The sequence below is a fragment of the Leucobacter sp. USCH14 genome, assembly GCF_037619215.1.
Taxonomy (GTDB): domain Bacteria; phylum Actinomycetota; class Actinomycetes; order Actinomycetales; family Microbacteriaceae; genus Leucobacter.
This window is the reverse complement of record NZ_JAQPZP010000010.1, coordinates 54797-67498: the sequence shown is the minus strand read 5'-3', so window position 1 is coordinate 67498 and position 12702 is coordinate 54797. Positions and strand designations below refer to the sequence as shown.

The 12702-nt window shown below is 67.5% G+C and carries 15 protein-coding genes; 10 read left to right on the top strand and 5 right to left on the bottom strand.

Annotated elements, in window-relative coordinates; all coding sequences use genetic code 11:
- Positions 1 to 35: 35 nt before the first annotated feature.
- From PQI23_RS10840 to PQI23_RS10825, 4 genes are all read left to right on the top strand, one after another.
- Positions 36 to 1451: an FRG domain-containing protein gene (locus PQI23_RS10840; protein WP_339974410.1), complete on the top strand. Its 1416-nt coding sequence runs from the start codon at positions 36 to 38 to the stop codon at positions 1449 to 1451.
- A 152-nt stretch (positions 1452 to 1603) separates the two neighbouring features.
- A complete protein-coding gene (locus PQI23_RS10835) occupies positions 1604 to 2683 on the top strand; it encodes a tyrosine-type recombinase/integrase (RefSeq protein ID WP_339974408.1) in 1080 nt (359 codons plus the stop codon).
- 25 nt (positions 2684 to 2708) lie between these two features.
- The gene (locus PQI23_RS10830) at positions 2709 to 3017 is read left to right on the top strand and encodes a helix-turn-helix domain-containing protein (RefSeq protein WP_445238425.1); all 309 of its coding nucleotides are present in this window, start codon (positions 2709 to 2711) and stop codon (positions 3015 to 3017) included.
- A 392-nt stretch (positions 3018 to 3409) separates the two neighbouring features.
- On the top strand, positions 3410 to 4774 hold the full coding sequence (locus PQI23_RS10825) for a hypothetical protein (protein ID WP_339974404.1): 1365 nt from the start codon (positions 3410 to 3412) through the stop codon (positions 4772 to 4774).
- An 83-nt stretch (positions 4775 to 4857) separates the two neighbouring features.
- Here PQI23_RS10825 and PQI23_RS10820 read toward each other — a convergent pair whose 3' ends face one another.
- The 4 genes from PQI23_RS10820 to PQI23_RS10805 form a co-directional block, all read right to left on the bottom strand.
- On the bottom strand, positions 4858 to 6774 hold the full coding sequence (locus PQI23_RS10820) for a heavy metal translocating P-type ATPase (protein ID WP_339974402.1): 1917 nt from the start codon (positions 6772 to 6774) through the stop codon (positions 4858 to 4860).
- Positions 6771 to 7130 (bottom strand): Cd(II)/Pb(II)-sensing metalloregulatory transcriptional regulator CmtR, encoded by a 360-nt coding sequence (gene cmtR, locus PQI23_RS10815; RefSeq protein WP_017883886.1) that lies wholly within the window; start codon positions 7128 to 7130, stop codon positions 6771 to 6773. The genes PQI23_RS10820 and cmtR (PQI23_RS10815) overlap by 4 nt, the downstream gene beginning before the upstream one ends.
- A gap of 78 nt (positions 7131 to 7208) precedes the next feature.
- Positions 7209 to 7409 (bottom strand): Y-family DNA polymerase, encoded by a 201-nt coding sequence (locus PQI23_RS10810; RefSeq protein WP_339974400.1) that lies wholly within the window; start codon positions 7407 to 7409, stop codon positions 7209 to 7211.
- Between the two features lie 6 nt (positions 7410 to 7415).
- Entirely contained in the window at positions 7416 to 7850 is a 435-nt protein-coding gene (locus tag PQI23_RS10805) for a LexA family protein (RefSeq protein WP_339974398.1), read from the bottom strand.
- A gap of 319 nt (positions 7851 to 8169) precedes the next feature.
- Between PQI23_RS10805 and PQI23_RS10800 the strand changes: the two genes are divergently transcribed.
- Complete coding sequence (locus PQI23_RS10800) at positions 8170 to 8607, top strand: hypothetical protein (protein ID WP_339974396.1); 438 nt, start codon at positions 8170 to 8172, stop codon at positions 8605 to 8607.
- A 27-nt stretch (positions 8608 to 8634) separates the two neighbouring features.
- Here PQI23_RS10800 and PQI23_RS10795 read toward each other — a convergent pair whose 3' ends face one another.
- The gene (locus tag PQI23_RS10795) at positions 8635 to 8778 is read right to left on the bottom strand and encodes a hypothetical protein (RefSeq protein WP_339974394.1); all 144 of its coding nucleotides are present in this window, start codon (positions 8776 to 8778) and stop codon (positions 8635 to 8637) included.
- Between the two features lie 320 nt (positions 8779 to 9098).
- Between PQI23_RS10795 and PQI23_RS10790 the strand changes: the two genes are divergently transcribed.
- From PQI23_RS10790 to cmtR (PQI23_RS10770), 5 genes are all read left to right on the top strand, one after another.
- On the top strand, positions 9099 to 9374 hold the full coding sequence (locus PQI23_RS10790; protein ID WP_339974392.1) for a MobC family plasmid mobilization relaxosome protein: 276 nt from the start codon (positions 9099 to 9101) through the stop codon (positions 9372 to 9374).
- Complete coding sequence (locus PQI23_RS10785) at positions 9371 to 10942, top strand: relaxase/mobilization nuclease domain-containing protein (protein ID WP_339974390.1); 1572 nt, start codon at positions 9371 to 9373, stop codon at positions 10940 to 10942. Before PQI23_RS10790 ends, PQI23_RS10785 begins: the two co-directional genes overlap by 4 nt.
- A gap of 9 nt (positions 10943 to 10951) precedes the next feature.
- On the top strand, positions 10952 to 11752 hold the full coding sequence (locus PQI23_RS10780; protein WP_339974388.1) for a hypothetical protein: 801 nt from the start codon (positions 10952 to 10954) through the stop codon (positions 11750 to 11752).
- Between the two features lie 81 nt (positions 11753 to 11833).
- On the top strand, positions 11834 to 12184 hold the full coding sequence (locus PQI23_RS10775; protein ID WP_339974386.1) for a hypothetical protein: 351 nt from the start codon (positions 11834 to 11836) through the stop codon (positions 12182 to 12184).
- 67 nt (positions 12185 to 12251) lie between these two features.
- Complete coding sequence (gene cmtR, locus PQI23_RS10770; protein WP_339974384.1) at positions 12252 to 12635, top strand: Cd(II)/Pb(II)-sensing metalloregulatory transcriptional regulator CmtR; 384 nt, start codon at positions 12252 to 12254, stop codon at positions 12633 to 12635.
- The last annotated feature ends 67 nt before the right edge of the window (positions 12636 to 12702 follow it).

The following is a 12702-nucleotide window of genomic DNA, read 5'->3' as shown; positions in this document are numbered from 1 at the left end:
GGCAGGTGCCGTGGGGCCACTGCTAACTTGAGAGCGTGGCGGACGAGGAAAAGCAGAGTGGCGAAGACGGTAGTCGCGAGCTGAGGGGTTTCGGTATTCCAGCGAGCGGAGGGTTCAAGCTACCCGAATCGACATATCGTCAGCTCTTCGACGTGAGCAAGATCCTCGGTTCAGCCCCGACCGTGGACATACAGAGCATCTTGAAGAGCTCCGGGCTGACAAACATGAAAAGCCTCACGCAAGGCATCATGCCCCCCGGCACCCAGCAGCTCATCAACTCAATATTGCCCAACTACGCTGAAATGGTGGCAGAGCCGATCCGAGCCATGATGCAGAGCCAGTTTGGGCCGACAGGTGCGATCACTGAGATGTTGAAGCAGATCAGAACCCTTGATCTGTCGAGACCGTCAATCGCTCCAGCTCCAAGCCCGAATACGGCGTACTCTGATGACTTCAGCTCTCCGGATGATTATTTCAGCCCGCATGAGCTTGTCATCGATAGCTTTGACGAGTTGCATCGAGTTATTCAAGGCCTTATTCGCCGCAACCCATCGTTAGATTTCCTTTGGAGGGGGCAACAGGATGCCTCGTGGGGGCTGCATAGTTCCCTGTACCGCAGGCTCATCGCGAAGCAGAAGGTACGAGGAGCGCATCGAAAACATCGTGTAGAAGAGCCGTACCCAACCGAAGATGACATGGTGGCTGCCGAGGAAGCAATTCTGAAGCTTGCTCGCGTGGTGTGGAGGTTCGACGACTTGAGCGCGTTGGAAACCTTTGCCCGGCTGCAGCACTTCGGGGCGCCGACTCGCCTTATCGACGTATCAAGGAATCCGTTTATTGCGGCATGGTTCGCTGTCGAGTCCTCTGTTGATCACGACGACAGCGACGGGCGGCTCTTTGCCACCGCAACGTTCCCGGTACTCCCGGCAGAGAGCCGCAAAGAAGCAGAGGACCTGACGCAGGTTCGCGGCGAGCTAGCACGAACCTACCTGCCATTCTGGCATCTTGCCGACTCGAACGAAGCACGAGCTGAGATGGAGTGGGGAACGGGAACCATCCGCCGCTTCTGGGTGCCACCTCTTTACGAACAGAGAATACTGGCGCAAAACGGATGCTTCCTGCTCGACGGGGTCCCCATTGGCGTGCAGCAGAATGCGGGCTATTTTAAGCGAAAGGGGGCCGGCAATCGGTCCTGGAAGAAGGCCGATCTTCTCGCCTCCGGCTCAATCTTCACGAAACTCTACGACCCCAGACGCGCGGTTCCGATGAACAGGCGTCGCTCGTTCCCTCCCACGTTCACCTTCCGTATCACGGCTAAGGCAAAGGTCGAGATTCGACAAGTGCTTGAGGAACGTTTCTCCTACAGCGCATCAACTATGTATCCCGACATCGAAGGGCTCGCCAGCCACCTTCGAAATCATCTAGACGAGCTCATAATCTCTATGCGTTGAAGTTCCCGACCCGGTTCTGTGCCCCAGCGGCCTCGCTTCCCTTGTGGTTGCAAGTTCCCGTCACGCCTGACGCAAAATGAAAAACCTTCACTCTCAATGACGGTTCGTCGGCACGATTGACGTATGGTCGCCTCTCGTGAACTGCCGGGGTCATGAAGCTCGTCGCGCTGCGTGGCGGCGCTGCCGACGAGGTGCTGCGGACTGCCCAGGACGCGGAGGACTTCGAGCAGGAGAGCGTTGACGAGCACGCGATCGCGATGGCTGCCGCTGGCCTCAGCGACGGCCATGTCCAGGGCACCCGCCGGATCATCATCGAGTTCGCCCGTTCGCTGACGGGCCCGTTGTGGGAGGCGGGCTGCGCCGACGCGGACGCGTTCCTGGCCGAGCAGCGGCGCATGGGCCACGCGGTGAGCACGCGGGCGGGCAAGGCCGGGGCGCTGGCGCAGTTCTACGAGTTCGTCATCGCCCGCTATCAGGGCCAGATTCACCGCATGACCGGGGTGGTGGTCGAGCAGCCCATTGATGACTTCAACCGGCAGTCCGGTGCGTCGCTGGGCAAGGTGCGCGTGCCGCCGTCCGATGACGAGGTCGACGCGCTGTTCACGGGCTGGCGGCAGTCGATCCCGGACGCGCGGAAGTATCTCCCGGCCGCGCGTGACTACTTCGCCGCGTCGTTGTGGCGGCGGGTCGGGGTGCGGATCAACGAGACGGTGATGCTCGACATCCGCGACTGGCGGCCCGACCTCGGCGGGCTGGGGAAGCTGCATGTGCGGTTCGGGAAGGGCTCGCGCGGGCGCGGCTTCAAGGCCCGCCTGGTGCCCGCGATCAACGGGGCCGACCAGCTCATCGACTGGTGGCTGGCCGAGGTGCGTCACCAGTTCGGCGACGACTGGGTCAACCCGGATGCGCCGATGCTGCCCTCCGAACGGTTCGATGAGGACCTGGGGCGCTGCGCCAGAGTGAGCGACTACTCGCTGCGGCGCGGCCTGACAATCCAGACCGAGCGGTTCCTGCCCGCGTGGGCGGGCCGGTTGACGCCTCATGTGCTGCGGCATTACTGCGCCTCGTCTCTGTATGGGAGCGGGATGGACTTGAAAGCGATCCAAGAGCTGCTGGGCCACCAGTGGCTGTCCACGACGTCGGGGTATGTCCACGTGCGCAGCGAGCACGTCGAGCTGGCCTGGCTGGGCGCCAACCAGCGGGTCGAGGCCCGCTTCGCGGAAGAAAGGTGAATCGCCTGTGCAATGGAATCTGAGAATGCGAGCCGCCGAGCGCGGCATCTGGAAGTCCGCCGAGCTGCGCCGCCGCCTCGCCGCGGCAGGACTGGAGATCAGCGCCGGGAAGATGTCGGGCTGGTGGGCCGGAACCCCCGCGACGATCCGTCTGGAAGAGCTCGACGTGCTCTGCTCGATCCTCGACTGCGCACCCTCTGACCTGATGACTCCCGAGCCCCAGAAGGTTGCGGCGAGGCGTCCGAGACAGGCCGAGACGGTGGGCGGTGAGAATGAGGTCGGCCCGACGGTCTCGCCCCGGTTCGGTAAGCCCCGTTCCGAGCCGCCGCTGTGAGTCCAGCGCCGGGGCCGGAAGCGCGGCTGCGGGTGCCGCCCTTGTGCACCCGCTGCCAGGTCAACCGTGTCGCGTGGAGCAAGCCCCGCATGGACTTCTGCTACGTCTGCATGCCTGGCGGCCCGTTCCCGCCGCCGCCCTGCGAGGGGTGCGGAACGAGCACCGATTACTTCAGTCAGGGCCTGTGCCAGCGCTGCCACCCGCGCAGCTCCCACAAGGTCGGCTCCTGCAAGAGCTGCCTGGCGTGGGGCGTGTATCCGCAGCACAACTGGATGTGCTGGGCGTGTCGCTGGTGGCAGACCCACTACCCGAAAGGGGTCTGCAACTACTGCCATCGCGATACCTGGATCGGTGACCGGGGTGCGTGCCGTCTTTGCCTCGAACAGGCCCGGATGCTTCAAGAGCCCGGCCGTGCGCTCGACCTCGCGGGCGCGAACAAACACGGCCAGCAGCTCTTCTTCGCGAACATGCACTTTCAGCGCCGCCGTACTCCGCGACTCAAGCCCGCAGGCGGGTGGAAGACGCCCGGCGCGTGGGGTCGCCCCGGCCCGCCGCCGAAGCAGCTCGCCCTGACCGAGTGGGTGCAGCCCGTCCTCATCGACGTCGCCCCCGACCCCGAGCTGCTGCTCCAGCGCGCCCTGATCGAGAACAGTGAGCTGACTCGATACTGCAACGCGATCGTGCACGAGCACGCCGAACAGTTCGGCTGGTCTGCCCGCCAACGCAACGACGTGATCCGTTCCCTGCGCCTGCTGCAGACCCTCCGCGACAGCCCGACCGCGAAGATCCGCGCCTCCGACGTGCTCCAACTCCCACGCTATGACGGCAACATCGTCTCCACCCTCGACGTGCTCGACGCCGCCGGGCTGCTCATCGATGACCGGCCCCGCTGGATCGACACCTACTTCGCGAACAAGACGTCGCTGCTGCCACAGGTGATGCAGGAGCAGCTCGAGGTCTGGGTGAACGTCCTGATCGACGGAGCGACGACCACGCCCCGGCAGCGCTCCCGCGACCCGTTGACCGTGAAGGTCCATATCCACGCCGTCGTTCCGGCCGTGACCGCGTGGGCAGAGGCCGGCCATCAGTCGCTCGCCGAGATCAGCCCCGCTCAGTTTCGTGATGTGTTGCCCGAGAGCGGGAACCCGCGGGCGCTCATGGAGCGCGGCCTGCGGTCGCTGTTCAAGGTACTCAAAGCTCGCAGGCTCGTATTCCAGAACCCCACCCGCGGCATGACGTTCACCAAGGTCAACGGCAACATCCCGATGCCGCTGGACACCGCTCTCATCCGCGAGAAACTGAACTCGCCCCACCCCGTGATCGCGTTGGCCGTCTCGCTCGTCGCGTTCCACGCCCTGACTGCGAAACAGGTCTCCGAGCTGCTGCTCACCGACATCGTCGACGGACGCCTGAACCTCGCAGGCCGCAGCATCCCGCTCGCCGCTCCCGTCCGCGAACGCCTGACCCGATGGCTCGACTACCGCCAGAACAGATGGCCGAACTCGCAGAACCCGCACCTCATCATCCATCAGCGCTCCGCGCCCAGGATGATGGCCGCGAACCGAACCTATCCCTGGCAGCAGGGCGGCATCCGCCCGCAGGCCCTCCGCGAAGATCGCATCCTCGCCGAAGCCCACGCCACTCGCGGCGACGCGAGGGCCATCAGCGACCTCTTCGGTCTCAGCATCGCTGGCACCGACCGCTATATCGACACCCTCGCACACCCCGGCCTCACCGGCGGCGAGCAGCCAGGGTGATGCCGCTGCGCCGGGTCGATCCCGACCCTAGGGTCGTGCTCTCGCGGACGGTCAGGGGGCAGGGGGTAACGGTGGCCGATCCGTCACCGCTCCGGAGCGGTTGGTCGTGTGCGGGCGGCGCGGAGCCCGTTGAGGATGACGATGACCTCGGCGATCTCGTGCACGAGCACCACCGCGGCCAGGCCCAGGACGCCGAACAGGGCGAGCGGGAGCAGCACGACGATGATCAGCAGCGACAGGATGATGTTCTGGTTGATGATGTGCCGGCCGCGGCGGGCGTGGTCGAACGCGCGCGGCAGGAGGCGCAGGTCGTGGCCGGTGAAGGCGACGTCGGCGGACTCGATCGCGGCATCGGAACCGGTCGCGCCCATGGCGATGCCGATGTCCGCGGCGGCCAGGGCGGGGGCGTCGTTGATGCCGTCGCCGATCATCGCGACCGAGCCGTGCCTGCCCAGCTCGCTGATCGCGGCGGCCTTGTCCTCCGGGCGTAGCTCGGCGCGCACGTCCTCGATCCCGGCCTGCGCGGCCAGGGCGCGGGCGGTGCGGGCGTTGTCGCCGGTGAGCATGGTCGTCCCGACGCTCTGGGCGGCGAGCGTACGGACGACCTCGGGGACTTCGGGGCGCAGCTCGTCGCGGACGCCGATCGCGGCGACCGCGGCGCTGTCGCGGTGCACGATGACGACGGTCATGCCCTGCTCCTCCAAGCCGGCGACCTGGTCCTTGAGCGGGCCGGCGTCCAGCCAGCGGGGGCTGCCGACGGTGACCTGGGCCCCGTCGAGGGTGCCTTCGATGCCGTGCCCGGCCTGCTCGGTGACGTCCAGGGCGGCGGGGGCTCCGGGTGCGGCGGCGGTGATCGCGGCGGCCAGCGGGTGGGTGCTGTGCTGCTCCAGGGATGCCGCCCACGCCAATGCCTGCGCCTCGTCCACGCCGTCGGCGGTGAGCACCGCGGTGACGGCGGGCTCGTTGCGGGTCAGGGTGCCGGTCTTGTCGACGGCGACGTGACGGATCACGCCGAACCGCTCGAACACCGCACCGGACTTGATGATCACGCCGAACCTGCTCGCCGCCCCGATCGCGGCGACCACCGTCAGGGGCACGGAGATCGCCAGCGCGCACGGCGACGCCGCGACGAGGACCACGAGGGCGCGGATGACCCACAGCTCCGGGTCGCCCAGCAGCGACCCGATGACCGCCACCAGGACGGCGAGGATCAGCACGCCGGGCACGAGCGGGCGGGCGATGCGGTCCGCGAGGCGGGCGCGGTCCCCCTTCTCCGCCTGCGCCTGCTCCACCAGCTCCACGATCGTGGTCAGCGAGTTGTCGGTGCCCGCCGCGGTCGTCTCGACCTCCAGGGCACCGGCGGTGTTGATCGCCCCGGCCGACACCGCGTCGCCGGGCTCGACCTCCACCGGGATGGACTCGCCGGTGATCGCCGAGGTGTCCAGGCTCGACCGGCCCGTACGGACGATCCCGTCGGTCGCGATCCGCTCACCCGGACGCACGAGCATCAGCTGACCAACGGCCAGATCCTTCGCGGCGACCTCCACGGACGCGCCATCCTGCCGGATGGTCGCGGTCTCCGGGACGAGTTTCAGCAGCGCCCGCAGCCCGCCACGGGCGCGATCCATCGCCTTGTCCTCCAGCGCCTCGGCGATCGAGTACAGGAACGCCAACGCTGCGGCCTCCTCGACGTAGCCGAGGATGACCGCGCCGATCGCGCTGATCGTCATCAGCAGGCCGATGCCGAGCTTGCCCTTGAACAGCTTGCGGATCGCGCCCGGGGTGAACGTCGACGCGCCCAGCAGCAGGCCGATCCAGAACGCCACCAGCGCCGGGATCTCCGCCCCTGTCCATTCCAGGACCAGGCCCGTGCCGAAGGCGACGCCGGAGAGCACCGGGACCATGATCCCGTGGTCACGCCACCAGGGACGCTCCCGCTCCTCCTCGGTTTCCTCCCCGACCTGGGTCTCCGGCTCGTCGCAGCCGCACGCCGCGCTCACGCGCCCGCTCCCGTCCCGCAGCAGCCCGGCACCGTGCACTCGGCGTCCATGCACGGCGCGTGCTCGTCCACGGCCAGCGTCACGTCCACCAGCGCCGTGAGCGCCGCCGCGAGGTGCGGGTCGGCGATCTCGTAGCGCGTCTGCCGACCCTCGGGCTCGGCGACTACGATCCCGCAGTCGCGAAGACAGGTCAGATGGTTCGACACGTTGGAGCGCGTCAGCTCCAACTCGCGCGAGAGCACGGCCGGGTAGCTCGGGCCGTCCAGCAGGGTCATCAGGATCCGGGAGCGCGTCGGGTCCGCCATGGCCCGGCCCAGCCGGTTCATGACGTCGAGACGCGAAGCAATAGTCAGCATGCACTGAACTATACAGCAACGGCTGACCTATTATCGATTCGTCAACTAGGGCAATAGCGCCGTCCTGAACAACGCGGGTTACCAATACCGCTCCGCGTGCGGGCGCAGCTCGAACCACGGCCGCCCGAGATCGAGCCCCAACGCCTTCGCTTCCGCTGAGGAGGCGACGACCATGCCGTCGTTGTTGCTCAGCGCCACCAGGGAGCGCCCCTCGAGCTTCGGGTTGAAGACTCGCTCCCAGGAGGCGTAGGCCGAGTTCACGTCGATGTGCGCGAGCATCGGCGGTCACCGCAGATGATGGAGACAGTACGTCGCCACGCCCCAGACCTTGAGCTCCGACAGCTCCGCCACCGCAATGTCGGGATGCGTCGAGTTCTCCGCCCGCAGCACGACTCCGCCCGGCGTGATCTCGAGCCGCTTGATGGTGAGCTCGCCGTCGAGCACCGCGACGACGATATCCCCGCTGCGCGGCCGCTTCGAGCGGTCGACGAGCAGCTCATCGCCGTCGCTGATGCCGGCGGCCGTCATCGACTCGCCAGAGGCCCGCACCACGAAGGTCGCCGCCTGGTCGTCGACGAGCATGTCGGTGAGGTTCAGCGGGCCCTCGTAGTAGTCCTGCGCGGGGGAGGGGAAGCCGCACGCGACCGGGACCGGCGCCATCGACAGCAGCACCGGCACCAACTCGGGCGAGACGATTCGCGGCAGCAGCGCACGCATCATGCAACCTCCCCATCTATCGAACAAACTTTCGATACATCATTATCCGCGAAGGCTCGCCCGGAAGCGAACCGTGAGCCTCTCTCGGCTATCCTCGGGGCGTCCTCCGACATTGATCGCATCGGTTCCCCCAGGCCGCGCAGCGGGGGTGTCGGGAGTGCAGGCTACGAGTCTCCTCCGACCTGCGCACGGCGCCCGCGCCCGCCCCACCCGTGGGTCGGCGCGTCGCGTGCTCTGGCGTCGCTCGCCGCGTTGATCGCCAGCCTCCGCCGGCACGCCCACTCCGGGCGCGGCAGGAAGGAACGAGATCACGAGCGCATTCATGGTGCCGATCGAGCACATCCGGGCGATGGTCAACGCCGGGCTCAACGTCGAGTGCGGGCCGATGACGTGGCAAACCGCTGGGGTGCTGCAGCCGTCGACGGCAGAGCAGGTCGGGGCGATGCTGCTCGCCGAGAACCAGCGCAGCGTCAACTACCGCTACAACGAGCACGAGATCGAAGAACCCTACACGCACGGCCCCTCGAGCCTGCGCAGCCCGCTCGAGATCCTCTTCGCGATCGCCTGCTACGAGTACCAGTCCTGCGAGACGCCCGACTGGGAGCAGTCTGAGGCGGCGGCGTTCTGCCGGGTGCAGCGGCTGCAGATGATCCATCAGCTGCCCGGCTACGCCGAGGCGCAGGCGTGGCCGATCACGGTCGCCAGAGCAGCTGCAGCGCCGCCCGATATTAGCTATTCGGCGATACTTCGAGATAGCTAATATCGGATGCTGCCTGCGCCTGGCCCCTCAGCCCTCACGGAGACGCCGAGCATCCTCGCCGACGTCGAGGCCAACGCCGATCTGAGCGTCGGCGCCACGGCCGACAGTTCCAAGCCAGCCCCAGCACCTCGACTGGATGACGCTCTGCTTCTTGGCGATGCTGGCGACCATCGCCCTCCTCGTGCGCCCCCATCGCCTACGCATGCTTACCTTGAACGTCGCCCGGGCGCCTGGGGTCATCCAGCCACTCATGGATATCCCCATCCTGCGGTACTCTCCGATAGAACTCTCAGTCATCAGCCGCACCTGATACCGCGCTGCAACGGAAACACCGTGCAGCGGAGCACCACGGTGCGACGCATGAGTCATGCGCGATGCTCGAGCACTCAGGAGTGCTCATGCTGCGATCCACGATGTTACCGTCCCGCCATCGCCCAGTTGTAGCCGAGAGTTTTGTAGGACATCACCCATTGAACACGCACGATCGCCGCATGGCACGTTCCCTTCACACCGTCGGCGTTTTCCCTCCCCTTCCCCGCATCAGCACCGTCATCTCGGTGTCCGTCGAGGCGGAGCGCAAGCAGGCCATCGCGGAGCTGTTCGCGATACGCCGCGAGGTCGGGTCGATCGCGAACAACGTCAACCAGTTGGCGAAGTACGCGAACACCGAGAGTCGCTTCCCGAAGGAGGCCGAGGCCCTCGTCGCGGAGTTCCGAGCGCTCTACCCGAAGCTGAGTGCCGCAGTGGATCGGCTGGCCGAGCCATGATGCCGAACGTGACGCGCGGCGACCGGATGGGCGGGCTGCTCAGCTACCTCGCGGGGGAGGGGCGGCGCAACGAGCACACCGAGCCGCACCTGGTGAACGGCGACAGCGCGACATTCACCTACTACGGCGACGCCGAGCTCGACCGGGCGACGGTGCTGGCGATCGCGCGCGACCTTGACGAGCCGCGCACTGCGTTCGGTGTCGAGGTGCGCGGCGGTCACGTCTGGCACTGCTCGCTGAGTCTGCGCGCCGAGGAGGGGCAGCTCAGCGACGAGCAGTGGTCGACGATCGCGCAGCAGTTCGTCGACCGGATGGACTTCACCGAAACCTCCGGCCGGGCGCAGTGCAGGTGGGTCGCCGTGCGGCACGGGCTCTCCACGCGCGGCAACGATCATATCCACATCGCCGTGAATCTCGTCCGCGAGGACGGCACGAAGGCGTCGATCCATCACGACTACGCGCGGGCGCAACGCATCGCCCGCGAACTCGAGCAGGAGCATGGATTGCAGGTGCTCGAGTCGCGCGGCTCCGACATGGCGATGCGCGGGGAGCGACCGGGGGAGCGCGCCAGCGCCGAACGGCGCGGCGAGCACTCGGTCGCCTCGGTGCGGCTTGAGCGCTCCGTGCGCGCGGCGGCGGCCGCGAGCGTCAACGAGGCGGAGTTCGTGCGCCGGCTCCACCAGGCCGGGGCGATCGTGCGGCCGAGGTTCGCCGCCAACCGCGACGACGTTGTGGCCGGCTACTCGGTCGCGGTGCGCCCGAAACCGGGAGAGCCGATCGTCTGGTACGGCGGGGGCCGCCTCGCACGCGACCTCACCCTGCCGAGACTGCGGCAGGGCTGGCCCGATACCCCGATGTCGGCTCAGGCTGCCGTCGACGAGTGGCGGGCGACCTGGCGTAATCCCCTGCGCTACCGGCCGGTAGCACCCGGGAGGGAGCAGCATGAGCCTGGCCCGGAGCTGTGGCGGGAGTACACCGCCGACGTCGCTGCGCTCCGCGAGCAACTGCGCAGCGTCGACCCGCATAATCGGGCGATCTGGGCGCCGGTGGCGCGAGACACCTCGGGTGCGTTCGCAGCCTGGTCGCAGCGACTCGAGACGGAGCCCGGCCCGCTCGCCGAGGCCGCACGCACCCTCGCCCGCACCGCGCAGATCCGCTCCCGCGACACCGCCCCGACTCGGACGAGCACGCTGCGGTCGATCGCGGGCGTCGCCTCGCTCATGGCGATGGCCTCGACCGGCGGGCAGGGCACGATGGCCGAGGCCATGCTGTTCCAGCAGCTCATGCGCACCGCGCAGGCGATCCACGACATGCATCGCGCTGCGGAAGAATCCCGCCGAGCCGCCGAGATCCGCGACGCCCTTGGCGCCCGACTCGACCGCGTGCGCGAGCGCCTGCCCGAGCTTGTGGCGGCCCCGGCTGCCAGCACATCGGAGGCCGTGCAGCGCGCCGCTTCGGGGACGGCACCGGCCCGGCCGGGCAGCCCTCTCCCGACCACACTGCATCCGCTGCGCCCGACGACACCGACTGCGCGACCGGCGCAGCCCGACCGAGGAACCGAACGATAGGGGAGAGCGATGCCCGATCCACAAGAACCCGACGGAGTCACCGACGAAGCGGAGGGCAAGCTGCGCATGGGGCTGATGGCCGCAGCGCAGCTGGCCCGCACTGCCAGCAGCACTCGACGAAGTCTCCTCGAGCAAGCCACCGGCCGCGATCTCGAGGAGGCCCGGCAGCTGCAAGCTCGACTCGAGGCCGACCGTGCGACCGCACGAGCCGAGCTCGCCCCCGTGAACGAGGCCTCCTGGTGGGATCAGGCCGAGGTGGGCGATATCGCTCGCGCTTACGAAACAGCGGTGACGTGGCGCGACGACGATGAAGTCGCGCGCGGCGCTGAGAGTCGTATCCGACAGGAGCTGCGAGAGCGGTACAACATCGAGATCAGTGAAACAGGCGCGGATCCCGCCACGGTGCGCGATGCGCTCGACCGGGACGGTGCCACTCAGCGGGATCCCAGTGCGGAGCGCGACGAGGCGCGACGCGAGCAGACCCACACGGCCGGGCTCATTGCCGAGTCGGAGATCCTCGAGTTCGAGATCGACCGTGAAGATGAGCGGGGAGAGGCCGAACGCTTCGACGAGGCCCTCGCGCTTGAAGAAGACGCCAACCGCATATGGGATTCGGCCGTGCGCCGTGAACAGCACTCGGAGCAGCTGAGCCAGAGGGGGGAACCGGAGGCCGCCGCCGCGTGGAAGCAGGCTGATACCGACCAGGCACGCAGCCCTCAAGAAGCGGTCAGAAGCACCCGGCCGAAGCGCTCGCCTCGTCCCAAGACGAAGAAGCGTGCTGGCCGCGCGATCGAGCGCGGCGGACGGTAGTCCGTTCGCGCATGGGCCGTGCCCATGGTTCCCTGAATACTGCAGCTCAGCAGCTGCACCCGTGACGAGAGGATTCTGACGATGGCAACCGATGAGATCGAGGAACTCCTGCTGCAAGCCCTGGACGAACTGGCACCCTTGCGATCCGATGCCGACATCCCGCGCGCACGGATCTGCGAAGCCTTGCGGCAGATCGCGACACCCGGAGCGACACCCATTGCGCCGTTCATCGGATTCGATGACGTTCCCGAGCTGTCGGAGATCACCTCGTCGTTGCTGCGCGTCAACGACGGGGATCGCGTGGACGATATGGCCGGCTGCATCTGGGAGTATCGCGGTGACCTGTGGCATCCAAGCACCGCCAATCGTGGTGAGCCGAGAAGCAGCGCCGAGCTGCTGGCGCGCTACGCACGCATTGCCCCACTCCGCTGAACCGCGTCATGCCGGGGGAGAACGTCGGCCTCTCGCCTGAGTACAGCAAATGCTGTTTAGTCAGTGTATGCTGACTATTGTCTCTCGTATCGACGCTATGAACCGTCTCGGCCGCGCCATGGCCGATCCGACCCGCTCGCGGATCCTGCTCGCACTGCTCGAAGCCCCGAACTACCCGGCCGTGCTGTCGCGCGAACTCGAGCTCACACGGACGAACGTCTCCAACCACCTGGCCTGCCTCCGCGGATGCGGCATCGTCGTCGCCGAGACGGAAGGGCGGCAGACTCGTTATGAGATCGCCGATCCGCACCTCTCGGCTGCGCTTACTGCGCTCGTCGATGTGTCCCTCGCCGTCGATGAGGACGAAGTCTGCCTCGACCCCGAATGCACCACCCCCAGCTGCGGCGCGAAGGCCGCAGCTGAGCCGGCCACCGAGGGCGCGAGCCGATGAGCGAGGAGTACTGCGGGCCCGACAAGGTCAACACGATCAAGGCGAAGACACCTGAGCCCGCCGCGCA

Bases quoted from the DNA above. Each gene is read 5' to 3' on its own strand.
- PQI23_RS10775 (WP_339974386.1), top strand. From the start codon at position 11,834: ATGGCAACCGATGAGATCGAGGAACTCCTGCTGCAAGCCCTGGACGAA.
- PQI23_RS10780 (WP_339974388.1), top strand. From the start codon at position 10,952: ATGCCCGATCCACAAGAACCCGACGGAGTCACCGACGAAGCGGAGGGC.
- cmtR (WP_339974384.1), top strand. From the start codon at position 12,252: ATGCTGACTATTGTCTCTCGTATCGACGCTATGAACCGTCTCGGCCGC.
- PQI23_RS10830 (WP_445238425.1), top strand. From the start codon at position 2,709: ATGCGAGCCGCCGAGCGCGGCATCTGGAAGTCCGCCGAGCTGCGCCGC.
- PQI23_RS10785 (WP_339974390.1), top strand. From the start codon at position 9,371: ATGATGCCGAACGTGACGCGCGGCGACCGGATGGGCGGGCTGCTCAGC.
- PQI23_RS10795 (WP_339974394.1), bottom strand. From the start codon at position 8,778: ATGGTCGCCAGCATCGCCAAGAAGCAGAGCGTCATCCAGTCGAGGTGC.
- PQI23_RS10805 (WP_339974398.1), bottom strand. From the start codon at position 7,850: ATGATGCGTGCGCTGCTGCCGCGAATCGTCTCGCCCGAGTTGGTGCCG.
- PQI23_RS10825 (WP_339974404.1), top strand. From the start codon at position 3,410: ATGCTTCAAGAGCCCGGCCGTGCGCTCGACCTCGCGGGCGCGAACAAA.
- PQI23_RS10835 (WP_339974408.1), top strand. From the start codon at position 1,604: ATGAAGCTCGTCGCGCTGCGTGGCGGCGCTGCCGACGAGGTGCTGCGG.
- cmtR (WP_017883886.1), bottom strand. From the start codon at position 7,130: ATGCTGACTATTGCTTCGCGTCTCGACGTCATGAACCGGCTGGGCCGG.
- PQI23_RS10790 (WP_339974392.1), top strand. From the start codon at position 9,099: ATGGCACGTTCCCTTCACACCGTCGGCGTTTTCCCTCCCCTTCCCCGC.
- PQI23_RS10810 (WP_339974400.1), bottom strand. From the start codon at position 7,409: ATGCTCGCGCACATCGACGTGAACTCGGCCTACGCCTCCTGGGAGCGA.
- PQI23_RS10800 (WP_339974396.1), top strand. From the start codon at position 8,170: ATGGTGCCGATCGAGCACATCCGGGCGATGGTCAACGCCGGGCTCAAC.